Raw genomic sequence first — 25,378 nt, forward strand, 5'->3', positions numbered from 1 at the left:
TTACCTCTTTCTCACTAATGAGCTTACTAATTTTTGTATGTGGATCTCACGGATGTACAAAGAATCAACTAAGTGATGGTCATCAATGGAGGGTATATGAAACTTGTTAACTGCTAATGTACTCAGATCACTCGTTTCCTTTACCACATCAAAATAGCCAAAATTATTATTTTCACATTCTGCTTTTAGCATTTGGTTGAAGTAAAGATGCGCGCCGTTTCTTTCAATATTCGAAGCAAGCAAGTCTTTGAGTTTTTGACTTGCATATTTCCTCTGTTCTGGATCTGAAATATTTTCTGATATGATACGACTAGTGTAGTTTATGGCTTTGTTTCGTGATTCAGTTAACGTTGATAGATTAATTCCTTTAAATGTAATACTCAACTTTGGATGGGATTCAACAAAATTAAGCGTTCGATTCATGTAGCTTTTAATTAAATCTTGAATAAAGTCAGTATAATTAACGTCATCATCTTTAAAGACTTTACGATAATAGTAACCCAACTCTATATCAACTTGGCCGAACGCGAAACAAATATGGTCAGGGGAAAACTCCTCAATTTCAGATACTAAAGTACCGTAAGAGTCTAAGCTAGAGCGCCGGCGTCCAAATCCTGTTATCGTAGCCCCTGAAAGTGGGATGACCTTTATAGACAGGCCTCTCGTGTTCGGTACGCAGTCTCTTAACTCTGGCGTTATGTTGAAATACTTAGAATGGCTGTCACCTATAACGAGAATTTTCATAAGTATGCTTCTACTACCTTTTTATATTTATCAATTACTATACTTTTGTTTTGCTTTGCTTCGTTTAGTATTTCTAAAGTGATTTCTGCAATTGCACGTGCTGGCTCCATATATCTGTGAGCGCTAGGGCTGTTTAAACAAGCTAATAGATCCTTATCTAAATCTAGCTTTGTATTGTCTTCATAGAATTTTGAAAGGATATTTGGTAGCCTCAATTCCTTATTTACGAGAGTATAGTTACTGTCGTTAATGCTTAGTTCATCGACATAGCTGACAATTTCTTGCGGTGCCTTAGTTTCTAACAGGAAATGTTTAACTTTTGTTTTTACAACGCCTAGCCCCTCGTTTATGTTAAGTGACTTAAGCGGCTTTTTTAGTCCTAAGATGGATGAAAAGTCTTTGCATACACAGCCATCAACAAGAACTTTCTTGTCATATATTCTTAGGATAACATTCTGGTTACCGAATATTGCCTGCCATTTTTCTATTTTACTTTTAAAGTCAAGATAGTTTAACAATGTAAATGTAAATTTAGGCATTACTGAATCAGAGTCGTGACCACAAATTGCGCTACTGGGTGATGCCCCATAGAAGGGTTGTTTCGCTGCTTGTTGTTTTAGGGAGATCGCCAGCTTATCTTGACGTCGTAAATAACAAATAACTCTAACTTCATCGAAATATTGTTTGGAGAAGTTAAAGAGTTCTTCAATCTCTTTTTCGTCCTCTATAAAAGATAAGTGCTCTGCTGATATTACTGCATTTCCTTTCTTTGAATTGGCGATTAACTCATAAAAAGATCTTTGTGGTTTAGCAACAATATGGCTTCTGTGAGCGGTCACGGAAATCAATTCAGAAGAGTTACCGCTTCCATTTGAAGTCAAAAAATTAACACCTGCATCAGCAAGCTGGTGTTCTGATTGTTTCAAAGACCATTGAAGTGATGTCGTCCCCGTTTTGTGATGTCCCATATGAATGTAGAGAGTTCGTGATCCTTTCAACAAATGTGCTTTATTTGCCGTTGCATCGGGCCTACCTTTCCCTGCCCAACCATCAAATATAGAGCCTATGTCGATACCAATACCACCTTTCTTTTTGATAATGTTGCAATAGTGTTTTCCCAAATATCCTGCCGCAACTAAAAACACATCCCCTCTTCTCTTTACATTTATCTTAGATTCTATTTCTGGATATAGTGTAGGGTAGTGAAACTCTCCACTTTGCATAAATGATTGGTGCCCAGGAATCCTTATATGATCACACTTGGGTAAGTTGAAGTGTGATGCTATTTGGTCGGATATGTCAGTATGGGATATGACTGTTAGTTGATCTAAGTCTTTTAAAAGCCGGTTGAACAGGCCTTCTTTGTGAAAGGGTTTAAATATGAAATGATCAAATATGGGTACGCTTTTTTCGACTGACGCCTCGATTGTCGTAAGACAAACTGATTGCGCCGCTTGTGGGATTATATTGGTGTCATTGGTGCTATCTCTGAAATGAAGCCAACTAGGAGCACCAACAATGTCTGCATTTTTTATTGCGTCTAAAACTAAAGATTGAAGACGAGTCATACTAGGTTGGAGATAGTCGTCACCAAAGACTCGTTTTAGCTCTTCTACTACACTACTACCAAACTGGTAGGTTAGAACTTGATTCAGAAAAATGTCTTTATTGAACAGATTGGGGTAGGCTAACACTCTTCCTTCACCATCTCCCAGTCTAACCATCGAAAATGGCTCTTTTTTGGTTATCGCATTTTTAAGTAGTTCATATAGCTCGTAAGTACAGTCAAAAGGGTTTTTTTCGTTACTGTAGAATAGTGAACGTTGAAGTTTTTCGGTCTTTCGTATCTGCTCTAAAAGTATGTCTTTCATTCAAATCCAATAGTCTTTTATAAACTTGTCAGCCGTGACAATGATGCATTGTGTTAATTGCTATAATACCCAAAACGTATTGTATGTTCTATTTCATTATTGCAGTTTAAGATAGCAACTTCGGGGCGGACCTCACTGGTCACTATTAAGCTTACTGTGGTAGCATACTTAGATAAAATTGAATATATACTCAACTTAAATTGAGTATAGAGGTTGTTATGGATATAAAAAAATTAAAGCTCAGCCGAAAGCCATCGACGCTTTCTCCAAAGGGATCTATTGATGACCTGCAAGGTGGTAATCTTGAAGGGTGGGCGGCACAGATCGGAATCAATGAGCCGTTAGTTGTGGCAGCATATACGAGTGAGGGTGAACTACTCGGTTATGGTAAAGCTGACCAATTGAGGGAGGATTTATTGGAGCATGGGGTTAATGAAGGCTACCATGGATTCAGTATCGCTATAAACGAGGACAATCTATCGCCAGGAAGTGAAATAGTATTAAAGGACTATATTACCCATAAAACTATACAAACAAACAGTTACGTCACCCCAACCTACGATAAGCAGTTATCAGTAAGTGTGGATAGTGTAATTAAAAATCGTCTGAACTTCACGGTAACAAGTAGTGTTGCTATTGGCACAGCTGTACTAAGGTTTTCTCACAAGGGGATCGCTTTCTGTGACCACGCGATAGAGAGTGATAGTACACATTTAAGCGACCATATATGGTTACCTGCTGTTTTACTTAACGGGCATGAAAATCAAGTTGACATACATGTTGTCGGTGCACACGATCGTGCAGGATGGGGAATAGTCAACAGCGACCCAATACTAACGCCGTCAGAATATCTAACCCATAGCAATACTTCCCAGTCATTTATCTCCCGACAAGCAGGCGCGGATTGGAGATATGAATCTCTGGTCTTACAATTGGGTAATTGTGGAGGAGACGCATCGGCGATTGATCGTATAACAACTGCTCACCGCGTGTTAGTAGAGTCGCATGAAGGGCGGAAATATTATCCGAAGCTCTCTTTGCCGTTTTGTAAACAGCCTCAATTTAGCATTATTATTCCTGGCTACAATAAGTTTGAGCTGACGTATCATGCCATCGCGTCAATAATACTGTCTTACAATGAATGTTCCTATGAAGTGATTATCGCAGATGACTGTTCTACAGATGAAACGTCAGAAGCGGAGAATCTAATAGAGAATATCGTGATCTCTCGTAATAAAGATAATTTACGTTTTCTACGGAGTTGCAACAAAGCATCACGCTTGGCAAAAGGGAACTTTATTGTTTTTCTCAACAACGACACAGAAGTTAAGTCTCATTGGCTTGATGCTCTTTACGAGCAACATGCAATAGATGAAAGTATTGGCTTAACCGGAAGCAAGTTGCTAAACCTAGATGGAACTTTGCAGGAAGCCGGCGGCATTGTTTGGGGCAATGGCGAGCCATGGAATGCTGGGCGAAATGAAAACCCTTTTGCTCCTGAATGGAACTACGCTCGCGAAGTAGATTATCTCACCGGCGCTGCTATGTGTATCAAAGCAGATGTTTGGAAAGAGGTGGGGGGCTTTAGTGATGAATTTGCGCCTTGCTATTATGAAGATGCCGACTTGGCTTTTAAAGTCCGGGAGGCTGGCTACAGGACAGTTTATGTTCCTCACTCCGAAGTGATCCATTTCGAAGGGCAGAGCCATGGTACCGACCTTAAAAAGGGCTTGAAGGCTTACCAAAAGGTAAATGAAAAGACTTTTCGAGCGAAGTGGTTCAAGCAATTTCGTAATCGCGTAAAACCCTCTTTAACTGAACTTCAACTGGAAAAAGACCGGAATATTGAGCAGCGAGTTCTGGTTCTTGATTATGCAATTCCTCAGCCTAACCAAGATGCGGGCAGTTATGCGGCAGTAGAAGAAATGAAGCTCATGCGTGCTTTGGGCTTTAAAGTAACATTCGTGCCAGATAACCTGGCGCATATGGGGAAGTTTAATCGCCAACTAGAAGCATTAGGTATAGAGGTACTGACGGTGCCATTTTATGTATCAGTCAGGGACGTCTTGGAACGTAGACTGGATGAAATGGATGCCGTGTATATAACCAGATACAGTGTCGCTGAAAAGTATATAGACGTAATTAAGGCCAAAGGGAAACCTGTAATATTCAATAACGCTGACTTGCATTTTCTTAGAGAAATTCGAGCAGCGATTACCGCAGAAGATGAAGAGCTGCTAACTAGTGCACTACAAACTAAAAAAGCTGAACTTGCTGTTTGTAAAAAGGCGGACGCAATTCTCTGCTATAACGACAAAGAACATGCGGTTATAACGAGTCATATCTACGAAAGCGATAAGCTGTTTATAACGCCTTGGGTATTAGGAGAGCGCCAGTTTAAAACTCCAATAGATGAACGAGAAGGAATAACTTTCTTGGGAGGGTTTAACCACATGCCTAATATTGAAGCAGTGCTATTTCTGGTAGAGGAGGTTATGCCTAAAGTATTGGCATCGAACCCGGACATTAAGTTGTACGTTTACGGTAGCAAGATGCCAGAATCTATTAGTAAGCTAGAGACTGAAAACATCAAGATGGTAGGCTTTGCTGAAAGCTTAGATGATGTCTTTAACAATCACAAACTGTTTGTAGCTCCATTACTTTCTGGAGCAGGTATTAAAGGTAAAGTTCTTGAAGCGATGGCTTATGGTACGCCCTCAGTGGTAACAGATGTTGCAGCAGAAGGGACTGGCTTAGTAAACAACGTCAATGCTGTGATAACCAATAACGCAAGTGACTTTGCTGCGGCTATTGTTGATTTATATTCAGATAATGAAAAATGCCAAAACTTTTCTGAAGCAACAAGAATCTTATCAGCTGATAAGTTCTCAAGAAGCTCGGGACTAGCAAAATTTAGAGAAATATTCGAAAGTGTCGGGCTGTATACTACACGTTAACTTTCAAAACTATTACAAGGTCTAAAGCGAAAATGTATGTCAAAAATATATAACAACGCATTTTATGATTTACAAAGCAAGGAAAGTTACGAAAGTGCTCTAGTTGTCTTAGCTTTGCTAAGACAAAAGCTCGGTGAAAAAATAAAACTGGACTCAATAATTGATTTTGGGTGTGGAGTAGGCAGCTGGCTAGCTGCTGCAAAGGAAGTAGGCTTCAAGAAAGTTTGTGGTACTGATGGCGAGTACGTCCCTAAAGATCGACTGATGATAGAACAAGATGAATTTCTGCCTAATGATTTATCAGTTCCGTCAAGAGTATATATTCCTAGAAAAAAATTTGACCTTGCCATATCACTCGAGGTCGCAGAGCATTTACCTGAAGAGGTCGCCTCAGATTTTGTAGCTAAACTCACATCAACTTCCGATATTGTGCTGTTTTCTGCGGCAATTCCTTACCAGGGCGGGCATGGGCATGTTAATGAAAATTGGTTGGAGTATTGGATACAAAAGTTCAACGACCATAGTTTTAAACTTCTGGATATTATTAGGCAGGAGATTTGGGATTCGCCTGAAGTCGCATGGTGGTATAAACAGAATATAGTTGTTTTTATAAAAAGCCATGATGACAGTAAGTTTAATTTTGAAGACGGCTTTCAGCATTCCATTATTCATCCGCACCAGTTTTTAACTGCAGTTCATCGTAATAAGGTCAAAGTAAGCCGCAATTTAAACGAAGATATTATTTATAGTAGTAACTTAAAATTCGACAAAAGACATATTTCTTATGGAACAGAGGTTTCGTACTTAGTTGAAGGCACTCCGACAGGTGAGACCGATAGTAAAAAAGCGCGAGAGTTGGCTCTTTGTGAATCACTTAATGCAATCGAGTCTATAGAATTCAATACTAAAACCTTGGCTAGACTGGCTTATGAAAAAAAATGCTGCCTTCCTGATTACATTTTTCTTGGAGGTAACGATTCGCTACGTAATAGCATTGATTTTATGTCAAAACAAGCAGGTGCTTGGCTTCCTCCGACAGGCTACTCTGGCTTCTTTGAAGAATATTTTATAAAAACACAGCAGAATGGGTGTTGTGATCGTAGGCGTAATCGCAGCTTTGAGTTATTACATAAAGTTCTTTCTAATAATAAGCAAGTTGACGACAAATGGCTTCACTTATTGATCCTCATGACTCGCGAAAATGTAGATATCGCTTGGTATTCAAGCCTGTTTAATTGGAAAAATATGAAGAAGAAAACTTGTGACTTTTCGTTCCTTTTGTTTTTTATGCCTGAAGATGCACTAAATTCACTAGGGTTTAATGAGTCGAAAACAAAAATCTTCTTCAATGAATTTTCTGATAAGGAAAAAATCGAGTTAAAGGGTTTGGACCTTGTTTGGGAGAGGGAAAAAATGCCAGTAGAAGAATTCATAGCAAGTTGTTGTAGAAAATGGGAAAGAGTCGTTGGACACACCAACTTCGTCTATATAAAAAGCATGAAGGAGTTAGCTGAGCACATAAATTGCTGACTAGCAAGTTCAAATTAATTGGACTATAGTTCCTACGAAGGTATAAGTATAAAGTATTTAGCTCAAATCTAATTAGACAGCGACATGCAAAAAATTGGTTAACTGCCAAACTAAGTTTGAGCTGGCACAAATTAAATAATTAAATGCTCTTCGATATACTTTTTTGAAAAGTCATCTAACGATGAAGGGGAACGACACCATGTGGTGTCCTCTTTTATTACTTTTGCAGGGGTACCCACTGCTATCACTTTACTTGGGATTTTTCCTGTAACAATGGCTCCAGTACCAATTATTGAGCCGTCGCCAATTTCACAGCGCGATGTTAAAGTACATTGCCTCCCTACCCATACATGATCGCCCAGTTTTACTGTTTTGTGAATATCATTGACTATGCTTCCTTTCTGAAGATCGACGATGCCATGTTGGTCTGCTGTCTGTATTAGTATGTCGTCGGAAAACATACAGTCCTCACCACAAACAAAAGATGAATTTGCACATACTATTTTTATACCATTTGATGAAGTATTTTTCCCAATTTCAACATGGCTATTTCTCCAAAGCCTTATGTCAAATTTTCCTCTGCTCCCCTGTAAAAGCCTCACAGACGCATTATCATCTCCAACATAGACAACGATATTTCCAGACGATGACTCTAAAGTAATATCGAGAGAAGATATAAAAGGTTTATCACCGTGTTTGAGAATAGTTAGCTTTAACATTCCTGAGTTAAGAGCACTCAAAGAACCTTCACTAATGTTAATGCAAGATGATTTATCGAATCCATTTCCCACGGTAACGTTCTTAGGGGGAGAATTAAGTTTATAGTTTTTCATATTTATTCTAAATCAGATGTCTTTTTATTAATACGGTTAAACCTCTTATTCTTCTAAAGTTGACGAGATAGGAGAGCCTTTGGCCTAGTCTGTAAATAGCGGCAAGTTCTCAAAATAATCGACCTCTTTACAATATGTATTTTCTAAGAATGTTCTGACCTCGTCAGGCATTGCAGCTGTTTGACCACTAAATACCTTGTCTTCATAATTTATGAAATATTCGAGATTGAATTCTATTTCTAGTAAATCGCAAACTTTTCTGATTATTTTAAGTGGCTCTATGTTAATAGCGTCAAACTTGTAATAGAGAAAGTCATCTTGAAATATATCTTTCCAATTTTCCAAATCTTCTATGAAGTGTCCTCGTCTTAGAACATCGGACCGCTTTGCAACATTTAATAGGTTACTCACGTCCTTAATATCAAGGCCCTCGTTTCTCACAATCATTTTCATATGAGACCAAGCTCTATCAACTGGATTACGAACAGAAAGTACGGCTTTTATTTCAGGATAAATATCTTTTATGTCTCTTATTGCCTTTCGAGGAAGCATAATGTAGTCAGGGCTATAGTCTCCAGCAATTTTGTGCTCTGGCACTATATCAAATAGTTTTTCATACCAGTCGATATCAACGTCTAACTTAGAGAAAAGATTAAACCACTCAAGACGTTCGAAGAACTTTTCATCCCTTTCTAATTGACTGCCCTTCGTTATTTCTAGCCTGAGTGATTCCAGCGCCTGCCGCCTTCTATGATAAACTGGCCATTCATTGTGCTCAGGAATTGAAAAATTGTTGAAAAAAACAAACTCTTTTGCTGGCATATTAGTGATGCTTGGATGTTGCTTTAACACATCGTATAGCCAAGTTGTTCCCCCTTTTTGCATTCCAATACATAAAAAATTAGGTATTCCCATTAAACGCCCCTAAATAAAGTGTGTGACATGAACTAAACGAACTCCTTTCGAGTCTATAATTCAGAATGAGTTGTGCAAAAATAATGTTCAATAAATTTCTCCCACGTTGAGAAAAATTTACTTTCATAGTTAGTTTTCTCGTTTGAACGTTTTAAAAACAATAGCTGATTGTGAGTAGTGTTTCTAATTTCCACATCATATTTTTCTCCAATCTCCAATAGAATCTGTTCACAATATGATAATTCCTCATCGCCCGAGTTATTAATCATAATTTGGGGGAGGCCTGTAGTTTTTCTAAGAAGATTGTCAATATCTTCGAGTGACCTTACATCTATTTCACGAATAGTCAAAGAGCCTGCGACTAAGCGTAAAAATTCATTGGAAAGCTCTTTTTTGTGGTTAACTATAACCCAGCACTCATCTACCTTTCTACTCGTCTCACTGACGTCAAAATGCACGTGCCCTAGTGATGGGAAGTATGTATTGTCGATGACCGAGTTGTATGACTTGTACGTGAGCTTTTCTTTTACTTTAGGAGAAGTTATGGGAACCAACGATATTACTTTGGTTTGCGTTTCTACTTGTATATCAGGAAATGTCTCACTGAGATTTATTAATGTCGACGGCTGCTGAATATTCAAAAGCTCTTCAAAACAAGTTTTTCCAACGAATTTCACAAAGTTTGGATGAGAACGCCCTTCAGATGGATTCCCTATCACGAAGTAACTTGCATCTTTAAAGTTCCAATTGCAAAGGTCAACTTTAGCCTGTGCTATATAGTGAGCAAGCTTGTTTTTCATACCATATTCGTTTGGCAATAAAACAAAAACTTGTTTTCGCTTAAGAATATCTTCCTTAAGCTCTGATAGTTCATCCCAGATTTTTTGTTCAGTAACGTTATGAGATTTTGCTGACGCATCTGAAAGATAAACTAATTCATCTGATGCGTAAGAACAATCAGTCATTGCCAGTGCCATTTCTTCAAATGATGTGAGCTCATGAAAGTCATGGCACGCGGTAAATCCTTCCATAGCATGCTTGTGTGAGAACATTGGTTTCGTATGCGATAGGGCTTCCGCAACCTTGATTTTTAGACCCGTTGAAAATTCCATTGGGATGATAGCAGCGTGAATACCATCATAAAATTGGTCAATACTGTCTACATAGCCAACGGTCTTAAAAAAAGGGTTATCTTTAACTTCAATGTCATTACAAATTGAGCCGGCTATTTCAACGGTTAGCGGTGCACAATATTTCTTAAAAATAGGGGTAGCGCGCTCTATAAATCTTAAAATATTAACTCTGTTAATATTATTGTTCGCACCAATGAAACCAAATTTTATTCCTTCTTCAGTACTTGGAGAAAACGCCTCTCTCCTGTCGTCAATATGTAGAAGTGTAGAAACCTTAGCTTTTGTCCCCATCATTTTGAAATCAGCTTCTTCTTCTTCTTTAATTGCCCAAACTAAATCAGCTCGGTCCAGTGCAATTACTTCCTGATCTTCAGTAGTATGAAAGAACTCTTTGCCTATCCCTTGACTTGCAAGTAACTCACGTCGGCCACTAAATTTGTCATGTGTGTCGAGGACTTTGTAGGTCTTTTCTGGTGCTAACTCAAGTGCTTTGCTCAGCCACGTATAGTTGACAATACAAACATCATACTCACGAGAAGCGAATGTTTTAGATAGGTGATTCTCAAGTGCCCAGTCCCACCATTCATCTATACGATGGTCGTCACCTTCTTTTGGCCAGTCATGTAAAGGCTTCGAAGGCCACACGTGGTCAACTATATCCCATTGTTCGTCCATTCTTTTACGCGTTTCGATAGGAATATAATCGCGCCAATCCCCCTCGCTTGCATAATGTACGTAATGAATTTCAAATCCCAAAGATTGAAGTTTAGAACAAACGCTGTAAATCCTTTTTCTATTTCCATAGTTCAAAGGCCAAGTGGGGGTGGGGGCGACTACTAACGCTCTTAGAGCTTTATTCTTTTCCATCTTCAATTCCTTCAAGTCCATCGAAGCCTGCAAGGGTTAGAATAGTGTTCGCATATATAGCTGAAAGTTGCCATTGAAATTCACCCGCATCGTCTGTTGCGAAATATAGTCCCTGAAGGTTGCGGTACCTTGGCGGAAGACTACATAGGTAATCTTTTATATTAGTAAGCTGGTCAGCAAGATTTTTTTCAGCCTTTGACGGGTTCATCATGAAATCAGAAGCAGCTTGCCATGCTGAGCGGCGTCTAAACCAGTCTCGTGTCAAACGTTTTCTCTCTACAAGATGGTCGACACTTGCTTTAGGGTTATAGACCTCTATGTATTCACTTTGCTTGACAAAGTTTATTAATTCACTTTCTTCGTTAGATAGTAAAACTTGTCCGCCACCTTTTCGGCCTAAATTTGTACTGAAACCGCCTGCTTCTTCTAACACCTTTTTGGAAAATGAGATATTTGCACCGGCAAACCATTCGTTACTACCAGCTATTCTTAGTTCGCCCCCCCAATCAACAACCGAAACGTTGCCTACAAGTGCGTCACTAAGCCAGGAAGGTCTTGGGATTTCCCAGATAGGTGCGATACGACCACCAACGACTCCTACATTGTCGAAAGTTTCGAAGGCATTTAATACTTCTTCAACCCAAACCTGAGAGGCGATTGCATCGTCGTCTAAGTAAGATATGTAAGGAGATTTCGCTAGTTTGAAACCGACATTGCGGGCATTAGATAAACCTGGAGTCTTTTCGAATACGTAAGTTAAGTTTTCAATTGATTCGAAGTCTTTCTTTACTGTTGCACCTTCACCTGTTTCAGCATCTGGTGTGTTATCAATAATGAGAACTTCAAATTTATCATCATCTAGCGTTTGTTGCGTAAGGCTCTTAACAGCCTTTTTCAAAACTTCGTACCGATTATATGTACAGATAACAACCGAAATAAGAGGCATTTTATAGAACCTCCAATTTGTGAAATGCAATACCTAACTTTCTGTTATCAGAGGATTCTGGCTTCACCTCAGAAGGTGAAAATAGATGGGGAATAAACAGACTTATTAAAGTATCCTGAACTCTTGAACTCGCGGGTAAAGCAGCAATAAGTTCAATACCTTCATTTCTTTTTTCGAAGTCATAGCTGACTAAGTCACCATCTACGTATAATTTAATTGAGTTCAGTATTTCTGGCTTAATTGCATTTACAATTGAAATACGCAGTGTTTTTTCTTGTGTTCTATCAACGGGTACGTGGAAATTGTTCAGTCTTTCAGGACCTGTCCAGCGGTAATGACCTTCGTCACCATAAGCTTCCGCCTCATAAAAATTGTCGCCAACAGGGACCACATCGTTGGCATCAATGAGCACTCTCGGCAACTTACTTCTCGTCATCAGCGTAACTTCTGGTAAGTTAAAGAATAGTTCACTGTCGTACACAGCTTTTTCTAGTTTGTTGATGTGAGCTTGTTGGCTTTTTATGGTTGCGTATAACTCAGCTACTTTTTCTAGTATGTATTCAGCTCTTTCTTCCGAACGATGTGACGAAAACTCGCCTTTCATTCCATTGAAAATTTGATCTTTATCGGTCATCTCGTTTTAACTTCCAAATTATTGCTGGTTTTAATTATAAAATGCATTGGTATTCTGTAATAAAATTACTGGTGAGTCTATGCCTGAATAGGAAGTTCCGCTTTAAACTGGGTGGGGGAAATCATATACTGCAATCGAGAAGTTTATTTTTAAATTTAATTTGCTAAGGCTCCATCAATGAGAAAAGGAATAATACTAGCTGGCGGATCTGGCACACGTTTGCACCCGTTAACTAAGGTGGTAAGTAAGCAACTTATGCCTGTTTACGACAAGCCGATGATTTTTTATCCGTTAACCACGTTAATGATGTCGGGCATCCGTGATGTACTCATTATCACTACGCCTGAAGAGCAGCAGCGATTTATCGACCTTATTGGAGATGGCTCGGCGCTAGGAATGAATATACAGTACGCAGTTCAGCCTTCGCCCGATGGCTTGGCACAGGCATTCCTTATAGGCGAGCAGTTTATTGGTAACGATAGTTGTTCACTAGTTCTTGGTGATAATATTTATTACGGCCACGACTTAAAACTGTCTTTGCAGAATGCGTATAAGCAAGAGCATGGTGCAACGGTGTTTGGTTATCACGTTAACGACCCTGAACGCTACGGCGTGGTAGAATTTGATGATGACTGGAATGCACTTTCAATAGAAGAAAAGCCTGCTGTTCCTAAATCAAACTATGCCGTAACCGGTCTTTACTACTACGACAACCGCGTAGTCGATTTTGCTAAAGAAGTTAAGCCATCACCCCGTGGTGAACTTGAAATTACAGACTTGAACAACTTATATCTTCAAGATGGAAGTTTGAAAGTAGAGCTAATGGGCCGAGGCTCTGCTTGGCTTGATACGGGCACACTAGACTCACTTCTTGATGCAGCAAACTTCGTGGCGGCTATCGAAAAACGTCAAGGGTTGAAAGTATGTTGCCCAGAAGAAGTAGCCTATAGAATGGGCTATATCAACGCTGAGCAGCTTGAAAAGCTTGCGGCACCACTAAAGAAGAGTGGTTATGGCGATTACCTGCTAAAAGTGATTAACGATAGAGTTAAGATCTAGCTTCATATCAAATTCTAAAAGGTGGCATTGCCACCTTTCTTCTTATTTTAAATTGCCAGTTTGTACGGAAAGTAAATGCAAGTAATTAAAACAAATATCCCTGACGTAAAAATCATCGAGCCTAAAGTATTTGGTGACGAGCGAGGTTTTTTTCTAGAAACCTTTCGCACCGACTGGTTCAAAAAAGAGTGCGCAGATGTAGATTTTGTTCAGGATAACCATTCTAAATCTAGACAAGGTATCCTTCGCGGCCTTCATTATCAAATGGAGCAAACCCAAGGCAAATTAGTACGTGTAGTTAGCGGTGAAGTATACGATGTAGCCGTAGACATGCGTAAAGACTCACCTACATACGGTAAGTGGGTAGGGGTGACGTTATCAGCAGAGAACAAGCGCCAGTTATGGGTACCAGCGGGCTTTGCTCATGGCTTTTACGTAACCAGTGATTCTGCTGAGTTCGTGTATAAGTGCACAGATTATTATCACCCGGAATCTGAAATATCGGTAAAGTACGACGACCCTACATTGAATATCGACTGGCCATTAGTAAATGGTGAGAAGCCTTCTTTATCAGGTAAAGATGAGGCGGGTTTGGCATTTGTTAACGCACCTACGTTTTAATTGTCATTGGTTTTTTACTGGCTTTTTATTGGTGTTTTACTTGGTACTAGCGATTAATGAATATTGTAATTATAGGTAAGTCTGGGCAATTAGCATTTGAGCTTTCTCGTGAACTAGAAAATAGCGAGCAGCAAGTTACGTTTTTAGGGCGCAATGATATTGATATTACGAGCGCATCTAATATTGAAGAAACGTTATCGCCTTTATCGGCTGAAGTCGTAATAAACGCATCGGCCTATACAGCTGTTGATAAAGCAGAAGAAGATACCGAGGCGTGTAATGCTATTAATACGCTTGCCGTTAAAAACTTAGCAAACTTCTGCAAAGCTAACGGCGCCTTCATGGTGCATGTGTCTACTGACTATGTATTTAACGGTCATAAAGGCTCTCCATATTTAACTGACGATACCATTGAACCGCAAGGTGCTTATGGCAAATCAAAAGCAGAAGGCGAAAAAGCGCTGCTTGAAATACTGCCAGGTGCTAGCTGTCTAATTCGCACAGCTTGGGTTTACTCGTCTCATGGAAATAATTTCGTGAAAACCATGCTGCGTTTGATGGCTGATAAACCTCAGTTGGGCGTAATAGATGATCAAATTGGAACGCCTACATGGGCTAGAGGTTTAGCTGAAGTTTGTGTTACTGCCGCTTTGAATAAAACCAGTGGCGTGTATCACTGGACTGATGAAGGCGTAGCAAGTTGGTACGACTTTGCGCTAGCTATTCAAGAGCTAGGTATTGAGAAAGGTTTGCTAGATAAATCAGTTCCAGTATTACCTATTCCGTCAAGCCAATATCCAACACCTGCAAAACGCCCACATTACAGTGTATTAGACAAGCAAACCGCACGCGAAGCGTTTGCGGCGTGTAAGCCCACGCACTGGCGTAAGCAATTAGCCAGCATGCTAGACGAATTGAAAGCGTAAGCGACAAGAACAAGATTATAATTTTGGTAAAAAGAAAATGAGTAAAACAATTTTAGTAACAGGTGGCGCGGGCTTTATTGGCTCAGCAGTAGTTCGCCATCTTATAAACGACACTGACCACACAGTGGTTAATTTAGATAAGCTGACCTACGCGGGTAACTTAGAGTCATTAACACCTGTTTCAGACAGCGACCGCTATAGCTTTGAACAAGTTGATATTTGTGATGCTGAAGAAGTAAAGCGTGTTTTCAATACGTACCTGCCAGATATTATTATGCACTTAGCGGCAGAATCTCATGTAGACCGCTCTATTGATGGTCCAGGTGAGTTTATTCAAACTAACGTTGTGGGCACATACACGTTGCTTGAGCAAGCAAGAGCATATTGGTCAGCACTTGAGGGCGATAAAAAAGCAGGGTTTAAGTTCCATCATATTTCAACCGATGAAGTATACGGCGACCTTCCTCACCCAGATGAAGTTGAGCCGGGAACGGAGCTTCCATTGTTTACGGAAACTACACCATATGCACCAAGCTCACCTTACTCAGCAAGTAAAGCAAGTTCAGACCAGCTAGTTCGTTCATGGCTTCGCACATACAAGCTACCAACGCTTGTAACTAACTGCTCAAACAATTACGGCCCTTATCACTTCCCAGAAAAACTTATTCCGCTAGTTATTCTAAATGCACTAGCGGGGAAGCCATTGCCTGTATATGGCAAGGGCAACCAAATTCGTGACTGGTTGTATGTTGAAGACCATGCACGAGCATTAGTTGTGGTTGCACTTAATGGTGAAATTGGTGAAACCTACAACATTGGTGGCCACAATGAAAAGCAGAACATTGAAGTAGTGCAAACTATCTGTTCAATTTTAGATGAAGTTAAGCCGAAAGATAGCAAATACGCCGAGCAGATCACTTACGTTCAAGACCGCCCTGGTCACGACATGCGCTATGCAATCGACGCAAGCAAAATAGAGCGCGAGTTAGGCTGGAAGCCGCAAGAAACCTTCGAAAGCGGTATTCGTAAAACTGTTGAGTGGTATTTAGCAAATGAGGGCTGGTGGAAAGCGGTTCTTGACGGCAGTTACCAAGGCGAGCGTTTAGGTACAGGAAGCTAGTTAGATAACAGTTATTTTTTAAGCCTCAGTTTACTATGTTAGCTGGGGCTTTTTTGTTTTTCGATGCAATATTCACGTAGTGGTGCGATTGTTGCTTTATTAGCAATATTGCACTTACGCTTTATGTTGAAATGATGGTTTCAGACTGAAACTCACCGACTCACCAGAGTTTCTGTGAATCAAGCACCTTTATGATGCGTTGTTCATGAGATTTTCAAAAAACTCTGGCAATATATAGCAAGAACATTTTAATAATTATTTCTATCGCTGATAGTTAATAGGATTGGAGAAACAGTAAATGGAAAGTACGTTAGCTAAGTACAAAATAGCTGTAGCAGGAACAGGCTATGTAGGGCTTTCAAATGCAGTGCTACTTGCACAACACAATGAAGTGAAAGCGGTCGACTTAGTTCCGGAAAAAGTTGAGATGCTTAACAACAAAACGTCTCCAATTGAAGACAAAGAGATATCAGAATATCTAACAACTAAAGAGCTAAACATTGAAGCTACGTTAGATGCACAAGTTGCGTATAAAGACGCCGATTATGTTGTTATTGCAACACCAACAGATTACGACCCTCAAACTAACTACTTCAATACAGGTAGTGTGGAAGCGGTTATAAAGACGGTGATGGAAATTAACCCTGATGCGGTAATGATTGTAAAATCGACTGTACCAGTAGGGTTTACTAAAGACGCAAAAGCACGATTCGGTTCTGATAATATTATCTTTTCGCCAGAGTTCTTGCGCGAAGGCAAAGCGCTTTACGATAACCTTCATCCAAGTCGAATTATTGTTGGAGAGCGAAGCGAGAGAGCAGAAGTTTTCGCAAAGTTGCTTCAGCAAGGTGCAATAAAAGAAAACATCGATGTTTTATTCACAGACAGTACTGAAGCAGAGGCCATTAAACTTTTCGCCAACACGTACTTGGCAATGCGCGTTGCGTACTTTAACGAACTAGATAGCTATGCAGAGCGTAATGGCCTAGACACCAAGCAGATCATTGAAGGTGTGGGCTTAGACCCTCGTATTGGTAATCACTACAACAACCCAAGTTTTGGTTACGGTGGTTATTGTTTGCCTAAGGATACTAAGCAGCTTCTAGCTAACTACAGTGAAGTGCCTAATAACATGATCCAAGCAATTGTTGACGCTAACCGTACGCGTAAAGACTTCATTGCCGATTCAATAGTGAGCCGTAAGCCTAAAATTGTAGGCATTTATCGTCTTATCATGAAGTCTGGTTCTGATAACTTCCGAGCAAGTGCTATTCAAGGCATCATGAAACGTATTAAGGCGAAAGGTATTGAAGTTGTAGTCTATGAGCCAGTACTTAAGGAAGAAGAGTTCTTCCGCTCTCGTGTGGTAAATGACTTGGAGGAGTTTAAGAAAATCTCTGACGTAATCGTAGCAAACCGTGTAACGGGCGATATCGAAGACGTACTAGATAAAGTATACAGTCGCGACTTGTTCAACGCAGACTAATAAAATAATTGAGATTGCGAAAAGCATAAGTCTTTTCGCAATCCACCTCACAAAAAACTTCCCAAATCCCAAAATTCAAAATAGAATCCGCACCAATTCAACCCCTGCCATTAAGCCTCAAGCTTACGCACATCCGGCGGGGAAGAAGCATGCTTTAAAATATTGGGGTCAGAGTACATTTCTTCCTCCAGTACGATCTGTCAATTTGGTTACCAAAATCAATAATCAGAATGTTTAGTTCATGCTACCTATTACATTACACCAGCATGAACATGTATTTGTTTTAGTTTGCTTTTATTAGCGGAGTCGTTATGAATAGGCTGCGTGAGCTGTCCAGCCAAGTGATGGATGTTTACCAATCTCTTTCCCAAGAATTCAGTGCATATCAATCTAGCCAGTCACTAAACTGCGTTGAGAAATGTGGTGCATGTTGCAATAACCCCGACATTGAAGTGTCGCCATTGGAGATGCTGCCTTTAGCACTTCATCTGTTTGATACAGGACGGGCTGAACAGGAGTTTGACGAGCTAGACAACTACAGCGGCTTCGCCTGTAAACAATATCAACGCTTAAGTTTGGACGGTAAAGAAGGCTACTGCGGAATTTACGAATACCGACCTGCCATTTGCCGTATGTTCGGTGCAGCAGGTTATAAAACCAAATCTGGCGAAGCCACACTTTCGGTGTGTAAACCAATTAAGCAAGCTGTACCAGAGAAGTATGCGGCCGCGCTGATTGCTATACAGCCTCAGCATTTAGATATCTTAGAAAAGCGATTAGTGGATGATATTGCCGCAAATAGTGAGGTTCGAGTTACATCGACAAAGCCGCCAATGATCGCAGAAGGCAGACAAAAACTTGCTCAATTAGATTATGAATTGGGGGAAAGGCTTATGCCTATAAATGACGCACTACGTTTTGTGTTAGAAAAAATTCTAACACTGAGTTTTTATGCTCAAGATATAGATGGTGGTGTTGCTGCTTAAATTAAGTGGGGGCGAAAATGTACTCTGACCCCACCATTAAGTGCACTAGGCTAGAATTCCGCGAGCGGCTTCTACGATTGCCTCACTAATAGTGTAGTCAGCACGGCTTTTGCCAGTAATGGCATAGTATCTCTCATTTAGTGTGCTTGCGTTACCAATACAGTGCACGTCATATTGCTCTTCTACGTGCTTTGAAATTGCCGATGGTGCGCAGAAAACACCGAAGTCTTCGCTGCCAAAAAGTTTAAGCAAAGCAGTATCGTCAAATTCGGCTACCACTTTGGGGTACAGCTGTTCTGTCTCAAGCCAACTTGTAAGTGCTTGCCGTATTCCTGAAGTATTCCCCTGAATTAGCAACGGCATTTGATTTAAACACTCTGGAAAAGTCTGTTCTTCAGTAAGCGGTGCTTTAGCAAAGAAGCTCAACGAACTTTCGCCCAAGAAAAAACTATTGGCGCTTATTTGTGTACCAGGGGCTATGCCTCTGTCTGCTACAATAAAATCGATGGCGTTAATGGCTAGCTCTTTCAACAAACCGTCGAAGCTATCCTCTTTTATCACGTATTTAACCTGTGAATACCTACGCATGGTGGCATGCACAAAGTCGTAAAAAAGCACTTTTGGAATACCATTAGTAATACCTATCACAAATTCTTTTGTATTCACTTCATCGCTATTGTTAAGTATTTCAGCTAGTTGATTACCTTTATGAAATATTTCGCTGGCATACTGATAACTTACTTTACCTCTCGCGTTTAGGTATAGGCGCTTATTTATTCTATCAAAGAGAGAATAACCTAGCTGATTTTCGAAGGTGCTTAGTTGCCCGCTTACGGTTTGCGGGGTAACGTGGAGTAATTTAGCGGCTTTTGCAATGCTACCCTCACGGGCAACAAGATAGAAATAATATAAATGATGGTAGTTTAGGTGATGCATACTTTAACAAGCTACTCGATTATTAAGGTATTAGGGGCAAGAAATGTACTCTGACCCCATTTTTTTCGATGAACTATTAAGAATATAACAGATTTATTCTAACTGACTATTGCAATACACTATTTAGCGTTGTTTTTGTACGATTAAAAGCAGCGCGTCACTGATTTTTAAGCTAGCGGTATATTGAAGACATAACTATGGCTAAACCAATTGATTTACGTAAAACGCGAAAGACCTTATTTTCGCTATTGAAACCAGAGGCTGGCTTTTTTTGGGTTGCTATCGCATACGGCGTAGCAATAAGTTTAATGACCCTTGCGGTACCTATAGCGGTTCAAACGCTGATTAACAGTATCGCCAATATCGGTTCAACTCGGGCAGTTATCATATTGGCCGTCATTCTATTTCTTACTTTATTTATATCTGGCGTATTTAGCGCGCTGCGCATGCGAGTGATGGAGTTCTACGAGCGTAAAGTGTACGCCCGCCTCACCGCAGACTTAGGGCTAAAAACTATTCTTGCGCCCCACAGTTTTTTTGAAGGTCGACAAAACGTTAGCATTACACAGCGCTACTTCGACATAATGACTTTTCAAAAGAATATGCCGTCTTTAATGATTGATGGTTTCGCGCTTGTACTACAGATGCTGGTAGGTTTCACTTTAGTATCATTCTACCACCCAGCGCTTTTCGCGTTTAATGTGGTACTTTTACTTACCATGTATGCGGTTTGGAAAATTTGGGGGCGTGGTGCTAAACGCACGGCTATTGAATTGTCTAACGCAAAATACGATTCTGCAAAGTGGCTACACGATATTGCAATTGCTCACGAATTCTTTAAGTCAGCTGATCATGTTGAATACGCAGGGCGCAGCACCGAAGGTTATATCAGTAACTATGTGAAAAAGCACAAAAGCCATTTTCATTACACGTTTTCGCAGGTGGTGATGTTCTTATTGATGTATGCGGTAGCGAGCGCGTCGCTCCTTGGCATTGGTGGTGTTCTGGTTGTACAAGGCGAGCTTTCGATTGGTCAACTGGTGGCTGCTGAGCTTGTTATGTCTGCCGTTTTCTTTGGGCTTTCCCGTTTTACCCAATACCTTAAACTTTACTATGAACTTTATGGTGCTGCTGAAAAGCTTGGCGGTGCGCTAGCTATGCCGCAAGAAGAGTTTAATAGCTCAGAGCAAATTCCTGCGTCGTCAAAGTTGGTGTTTAACGACGTAGAGCTGAAACATGGTAATGATACATGCAACCTCAACGTGATCTTCGAGCCAGGTACCAAGTACTTCGTTACAACGGATAAAAGTTGGGTACAGAAGCAACTTTTAGGGTTGTTAAAGCAATACGATCGCGTTAAGTCTGGCGACATTTTGTTGGGCGAGCTCAGTCTTAACGATTATGACACACACGAACTAAGACAAGCCGTTACCATTCTCGACCGCTCACTCATTATCGAAGTATCTGTAGAGCGCTATCTAAAATTAGCGCACCCACAGGCGACCATTGCTGATATCCGCGCGGCCCTTGAGGAAGTTGAAATGACGAAAGTTATTGATAGCTTGCCAGAAGGGTTGCAGACAAAAGTGTCGGTGTTGGGCGCGCCGTTGCAGCCGTTAGAGTTCTTATTGCTTAAACTTGCCGCTGCAATCATCGGTAAACCTAAACTATTAATATTAAATCAGTATTTCGACGCTATCCCAGTAGAGCTACGAGCTCGGCTATTAAGGCGCTTAAGCAAGCATGATTTTACCGTAATGTATTTTACCAATATGCCCTTACCAGATTGTTTTGAAGGTGTCTTACATCTCCATGACAACGCAACGGCTATGCTAAATGAATATTCAAACGGTGAGTCACCAATATCTTCTTGCAAAGAAGGTACTAGCAGTGCGACTTCACCAAATGATAAGGAGGGTGAGTAAGTGAATAACGCAGAACGTCGCTTTTTAGACAATATAACTTCATTGCCTTCTTTGAATGTGCCCAAACTTCATCGTGTTATTACTGGCATTATTATTTTCTTAGTGTTAGCTGCTGCGCTAATTTTGTATTTTACCCCTTGGATCCAAACGGCCTACGGAACAGGCATGGTTGACTCTCTTGACCCTAAAGATAGAACTCAGCCAATTAACGCATTGGTTGATGGACAGGTAAAGCAGTGGCATGTAAGAGAAGGGCAGCAAGTAAAAGCGGGAGAGCCTATTGTTACCCTAATTGATATTGATGCGCAGCGCCTTGAGAAGTTGCGTTCTCAACTCTCAGCAGCCAACTTGAAAAATCAAGCGAACGAAACAGCAGTAAGAAATGCCGAAAACAATTTGGCGCGCCAAAAGTCGCTACAGGAACAGGGGTTGGTTTCCCGAAAGGAAGTTGAGCAAGCTGAAATTAAAGTACAGGAGCTAAGAGCAAAAGCTGCAGCCTCAGTATCAGAAATTAATGAAGTAAGCATGATCTTATCTCGTCAGTCTACGCAAACTAAGTACGCTCCCGTTGATGGAACCGTTGTTCGATTGCTCTCTGGTGGTGTTTCTACCTTCGTAAAATCGGGAGATATTCTTGGGCAGTTTATTCCAGCAGATGCGAAGCGTAGCGTACGTGTTACCCTAAGAGGGTTAGATGCTCCGCTGGTTAAGCCAGGCGCAAAAGCGCGCTTGCAGTTTGATGGGTGGCCGGTTTTCCAATTTAGCGGGTGGCCTGGCAGTGCAATAGGTACCTTCGGTGGAGAAGTGGTATACGTAGAACCTGTGGCGAATGCTACGGGCGACTTTAACGTTTGGATAAAACCAGACGAGTCAGATATTCCGTGGCCGGCGGAAAGCTCTGCGCGTTTAGGAAGCCGGGTAAAAGCGTGGGTGCTATTGGAAGAGGTACGTTTGGGTTATGAAATGTGGCGACAGTTAAATAACTTCCCGCCGCTACCAACGCAAGAGCCTACCACTGGCGGAACCAAAGGTTCTGGAGCATCAATATGGTAGTGCGAACGATTATAAAATCGCTGCTAGCAACGGTTGTGTTTGCTAGCGCTAACGTGTCAGTCGCGGCTACGCAAGCTGAAGCTTCCAGGCAAGCACCATCAATCGATGCTCTAATACAGAGTATGGTGAATTATCACCCTTACGTACTGGCAATTAATGAGGGGAATTATCAAGCCGCAGCCGAACTTGAAATAGCAAGAAGTAGCTTTGATCCGTACATAGAGCAGAAAACCAGTAGCCGCGTCAGTGGATATTACGACGGTACTAATTTAACGCAGCGCTTTTCCAACCCGTTCGAAGACTTTAATGGCTCAGTTTATACCGAGTACCGTATATCAGACGGTGATTTCCCAGTGTACGAAGCCGATTACGAAACCTTGTCTGGCGGCGAGGCGAGTGTAGGCATTGCCATCTCCCTACTTAAAAATAGAGAACTGGATAAGCGTAGAACGGAGTTAGCCAATGCAGGGCTAGCGACTTCACAATGGCAAGCGTTAGCGACAAGTTTAATTAATGACTTTGTTTACAAGGGGATTAGTGAATATGTTGCGTGGTACGAAAGTGCATTACAGGTTAAAGCTGTCACAGAGCTGCTAAATACAGCCGCGGAACGTGAAAAAGCGTTGGTAACACGTGTAGAGAAAGGCGACCTTGCGAATGTGGTATTAACCGAATTCAAAGCCAACATTTTGCAGCAGCGCCTTTTACTTGCAGAACTCAAACAAAAACGAGACGCCCATGCCCAGATGCTTTCTTTTTACTGGCGCTCACCCAAAGGCGATATGCTGGCTTTAGATCAGGCAAACCCACCTAACGATATTAATTGGCCTTTCTGGGTTGGAAACGGACAATTAATGACCCTTCGAAATGCTCTTCGCAATCACCCTGAGCTTGATGTTATGAAATTAGAGCAGCAGGTGGTAAAGAATAAGGCTGCACTAGCAAGTAACGCGTTATTGCCCAAATTAGATTTAAATGCCTCGGTTGCAAGAGATATAGGTTCTGGTCCGTCGAATCTAGAGGGAACAGAAACAAAAGTGGGTTTGTCATTTTCTTACCCGTTAGGAAACAGAAAGGCAAAAGCTGAACAAGCCCAACTGCAATCAAAACAAAGAGAGCTGGAACACAAGTTAAGCTCAACTGAGCAGGCCATAGCTCAGCGCTTTGAACAAGCTCTAGTTTACTGGGGGCAGGCGAAAGACATTGTTGAACTGCAAAGTGAAAATGCGGCGTTAGCGAAAACTCTTTCTAAGGTCGAGAAAACACGCTTCGATGCGGGTGACAGTGACATGTTTGTATTGAACGCACGTGCTCAAAATGAAATTAAGGCACAGATAAAAGAAATAAAGGCGAGAGTAGATTTATTGAAGGCAGAGCTAACCCTTTATAAAGAAGCCGCCATGTTGTACTCATTCAACAATTAACTTTCATTGAACATATAAGTCTAGGTGCGGTGTGTGACTGATCACTATTGCTTGGAGTCAGTCGTTAGAAAGCTGATAACCTTTGTAGAAAATAATAAGGCAATAAAAAACGGCGTATTGAACAAATCATTACGCCGTTTTTTAAATCAGTCTAAAAGTAATTAATTGCCCAATGCGCTATTAAAGTCTTCTTCGCTTAGTCCAGCTGACATCGCGTATTCTTTTAACTTGTCCTGAGACACACCTGCATGTTGCGCAGTATTTAAAATACGCATGACTTGTTCACGCTGCTGCGCCGACTCTCTTACTGCTGTTTCAACTACCGTTTCCGCTTCGTTAGGAAACACGGCCAAAAGCGCATCCACTACATACTCTCCAACAAAAGGTACAGCATTCAATGCGCTTGTCATGATATCGACAATCTTATTTGGATGTTCTTGCGACAATGTCTGAACAATACTGTCTGCTGCGTCAGGTTGAGTAAGAACGGCAACGCGTACAATCTCATCTAGCTCTTCAGGTGTTGAAACCGCAGCAGCCTGCACAACAAAGTCGACATAAGTCGGCTCTGCTTTTATCGCTAACTGAACAATGTTAGGGCAGCTACTTACTTCTTTCTCTATAGCCAGATGTACAATCTCTTCAGTAGAAGCGGGTTGCGCAGAGATAGCAGCAAAAATGATTTCCCTGTATTTGTCAGGGTAAGTATCTAAAGCAATATCTACAATAGACACTATTTCTTGCGGATAATGACCAGCAATTGAACTGATTGCTCGGCCAACCGACATAGTTTGGTTTACTTGACGTCTTAAGAAGGCGGTTTGAAAATGATTTGACTCGTCAGCACTTTCTACATTCGCTGACGCGGGTGGCTGAACAACATCATTTAAGGATACTTCTTGTGCCATTGCTGTATGACTAACATGAGTTGCTAGTATTGCCGCAGACAGCAGTGTAAGAGTTCGTAACATAAACCCACCTTTATAATTATTGCGTAGTCAATTTCTGACACCACCAGTATTAATACATTTATAAAGAACACAAAGCATAGGTCATTTACGCTTATATACATTCTTATACGTATTCCTTTACGCAAGCCTTAATATCTATCGCTAATATTAAGCATTAATATAATAACGGCAGGATCAAATACTACTTTAAGAACTACTACTTTATAGGATCTGAATTCCTATCCTATTAGTAATTAGTCCATATTGTCTACTAATTATCACATTTGAGCGAAAAATAGACGGTTGGTTCAGTTTTTTCAACTTTTTCAAAATAAGTGTTGACGTGAGCGCTCATTTCCCTAAAATGCGCATCCGCTTCGGGGGAAAAGCAAAACAGCAAGCCTCCTGAAGTAAGTCTCTACTACCTTTATAGGCCAGTAAAGACGGGAGTTTAGAAGAAAC

Annotated in this window: 20 protein-coding genes; 11 read left to right on the top strand and 9 right to left on the bottom strand. The window is 40.7% G+C overall.

Annotated features, from left to right (window positions below; genetic code table 11):
* Together ACFI6J_RS15520 and ACFI6J_RS15525 are read right to left on the bottom strand one after the other, a co-directional pair.
* Positions 1–744 carry a hypothetical protein gene (locus ACFI6J_RS15520; protein WP_278344644.1) on the bottom strand — a complete coding sequence of 248 codons (744 nt, stop codon included), beginning with the start codon at positions 742–744 and terminating at the stop codon, positions 1–3.
* Positions 741–2,615 carry a GT-D fold domain-containing protein gene (locus ACFI6J_RS15525; RefSeq protein ID WP_278344643.1) on the bottom strand — a complete coding sequence of 625 codons (1,875 nt, stop codon included), beginning with the start codon at positions 2,613–2,615 and terminating at the stop codon, positions 741–743. Before ACFI6J_RS15525 ends, ACFI6J_RS15520 begins: the two co-directional genes overlap by 4 nt.
* Positions 2,616–2,833: 218 nt before the next feature.
* Here ACFI6J_RS15525 and ACFI6J_RS15530 point away from each other — a divergent pair, with 218 nt between their 5' ends.
* Together ACFI6J_RS15530 and ACFI6J_RS15535 are read left to right on the top strand one after the other, a co-directional pair.
* Complete coding sequence (locus ACFI6J_RS15530) at positions 2,834–5,572, top strand: glycosyltransferase (RefSeq protein ID WP_278344642.1); 2,739 nt, start codon at positions 2,834–2,836, stop codon at positions 5,570–5,572.
* A 36-nt stretch (positions 5,573–5,608) separates the two neighbouring features.
* Positions 5,609–7,102, top strand: coding sequence for a methyltransferase domain-containing protein (locus tag ACFI6J_RS15535; protein ID WP_278344641.1), 1,494 nt, complete (start codon positions 5,609–5,611; stop codon positions 7,100–7,102).
* A 131-nt stretch (positions 7,103–7,233) separates the two neighbouring features.
* On the opposite strand, the gene ACFI6J_RS15540 is transcribed toward ACFI6J_RS15535, so the two are convergent.
* The 5 genes from ACFI6J_RS15540 to ACFI6J_RS15560 form a co-directional block, all read right to left on the bottom strand.
* Entirely contained in the window at positions 7,234–7,935 is a 702-nt protein-coding gene (locus ACFI6J_RS15540) for an acyltransferase (RefSeq protein ID WP_278344640.1), read from the bottom strand.
* Between the two features lie 84 nt (positions 7,936–8,019).
* Positions 8,020–8,850, bottom strand: coding sequence for a sulfotransferase family protein (locus ACFI6J_RS15545; RefSeq protein ID WP_278344639.1), 831 nt, complete (start codon positions 8,848–8,850; stop codon positions 8,020–8,022).
* Between the two features lie 53 nt (positions 8,851–8,903).
* Positions 8,904–10,850: a glycosyltransferase gene (locus ACFI6J_RS15550; RefSeq protein ID WP_278344638.1), complete on the bottom strand. Its 1,947-nt coding sequence runs from the start codon at positions 10,848–10,850 to the stop codon at positions 8,904–8,906.
* A complete protein-coding gene (locus tag ACFI6J_RS15555) occupies positions 10,837–11,796 on the bottom strand; it encodes a glycosyltransferase family 2 protein (RefSeq protein ID WP_278344637.1) in 960 nt (319 codons plus the stop codon). Before ACFI6J_RS15555 ends, ACFI6J_RS15550 begins: the two co-directional genes overlap by 14 nt.
* 1 nt (position 11,797) lies before the next feature.
* Entirely contained in the window at positions 11,798–12,430 is a 633-nt protein-coding gene (locus ACFI6J_RS15560) for a hypothetical protein (protein WP_278344636.1), read from the bottom strand.
* Between the two features lie 177 nt (positions 12,431–12,607).
* Between ACFI6J_RS15560 and rfbA the strand changes: the two genes are divergently transcribed.
* From rfbA to ACFI6J_RS15590, 6 genes are all read left to right on the top strand, one after another.
* Positions 12,608–13,489, top strand: coding sequence for a glucose-1-phosphate thymidylyltransferase RfbA (rfbA, locus tag ACFI6J_RS15565; protein ID WP_278344635.1), 882 nt, complete (start codon positions 12,608–12,610; stop codon positions 13,487–13,489).
* A 75-nt stretch (positions 13,490–13,564) separates the two neighbouring features.
* Positions 13,565–14,110: a dTDP-4-dehydrorhamnose 3,5-epimerase gene (rfbC, locus tag ACFI6J_RS15570; RefSeq protein WP_278344634.1), complete on the top strand. Its 546-nt coding sequence runs from the start codon at positions 13,565–13,567 to the stop codon at positions 14,108–14,110.
* A 56-nt stretch (positions 14,111–14,166) separates the two neighbouring features.
* Complete coding sequence (rfbD, locus tag ACFI6J_RS15575; RefSeq protein WP_278344633.1) at positions 14,167–15,036, top strand: dTDP-4-dehydrorhamnose reductase; 870 nt, start codon at positions 14,167–14,169, stop codon at positions 15,034–15,036.
* A gap of 37 nt (positions 15,037–15,073) precedes the next feature.
* Positions 15,074–16,156: a dTDP-glucose 4,6-dehydratase gene (gene rfbB, locus ACFI6J_RS15580; protein WP_278344632.1), complete on the top strand. Its 1,083-nt coding sequence runs from the start codon at positions 15,074–15,076 to the stop codon at positions 16,154–16,156.
* A gap of 298 nt (positions 16,157–16,454) precedes the next feature.
* Entirely contained in the window at positions 16,455–17,642 is a 1,188-nt protein-coding gene (locus ACFI6J_RS15585) for a nucleotide sugar dehydrogenase (protein WP_278344631.1), read from the top strand.
* Between the two features lie 311 nt (positions 17,643–17,953).
* Positions 17,954–18,628 (top strand): YkgJ family cysteine cluster protein, encoded by a 675-nt coding sequence (locus ACFI6J_RS15590; protein ID WP_049588902.1) that lies wholly within the window; start codon positions 17,954–17,956, stop codon positions 18,626–18,628.
* A gap of 45 nt (positions 18,629–18,673) precedes the next feature.
* Here ACFI6J_RS15590 and ACFI6J_RS15595 read toward each other — a convergent pair whose 3' ends face one another.
* The gene (locus ACFI6J_RS15595) at positions 18,674–19,564 is read right to left on the bottom strand and encodes a LysR family transcriptional regulator (RefSeq protein WP_278344630.1); all 891 of its coding nucleotides are present in this window, start codon (positions 19,562–19,564) and stop codon (positions 18,674–18,676) included.
* A 197-nt stretch (positions 19,565–19,761) separates the two neighbouring features.
* Between ACFI6J_RS15595 and ACFI6J_RS15600 the strand changes: the two genes are divergently transcribed.
* The 3 genes from ACFI6J_RS15600 to ACFI6J_RS15610 are packed head-to-tail and all read left to right on the top strand — an operon-like array spanning position 19,762 to position 23,966.
* Complete coding sequence (locus ACFI6J_RS15600) at positions 19,762–21,489, top strand: ABC transporter ATP-binding protein (protein WP_278344629.1); 1,728 nt, start codon at positions 19,762–19,764, stop codon at positions 21,487–21,489.
* Positions 21,490–22,542 (top strand): HlyD family secretion protein, encoded by a 1,053-nt coding sequence (locus ACFI6J_RS15605; RefSeq protein WP_272972532.1) that lies wholly within the window; start codon positions 21,490–21,492, stop codon positions 22,540–22,542.
* On the top strand, positions 22,536–23,966 hold the full coding sequence (locus ACFI6J_RS15610; RefSeq protein WP_278344628.1) for a TolC family protein: 1,431 nt from the start codon (positions 22,536–22,538) through the stop codon (positions 23,964–23,966). Before ACFI6J_RS15605 ends, ACFI6J_RS15610 begins: the two co-directional genes overlap by 7 nt.
* Positions 23,967–24,127: 161 nt before the next feature.
* Here ACFI6J_RS15610 and ACFI6J_RS15615 read toward each other — a convergent pair whose 3' ends face one another.
* Complete coding sequence (locus ACFI6J_RS15615) at positions 24,128–24,937, bottom strand: hypothetical protein (RefSeq protein ID WP_278344627.1); 810 nt, start codon at positions 24,935–24,937, stop codon at positions 24,128–24,130.
* Positions 24,938–25,378 lie beyond the last annotated feature (441 nt).

The sequence above is a fragment of the Alteromonas sp. G4i13 genome, assembly GCF_054960505.1.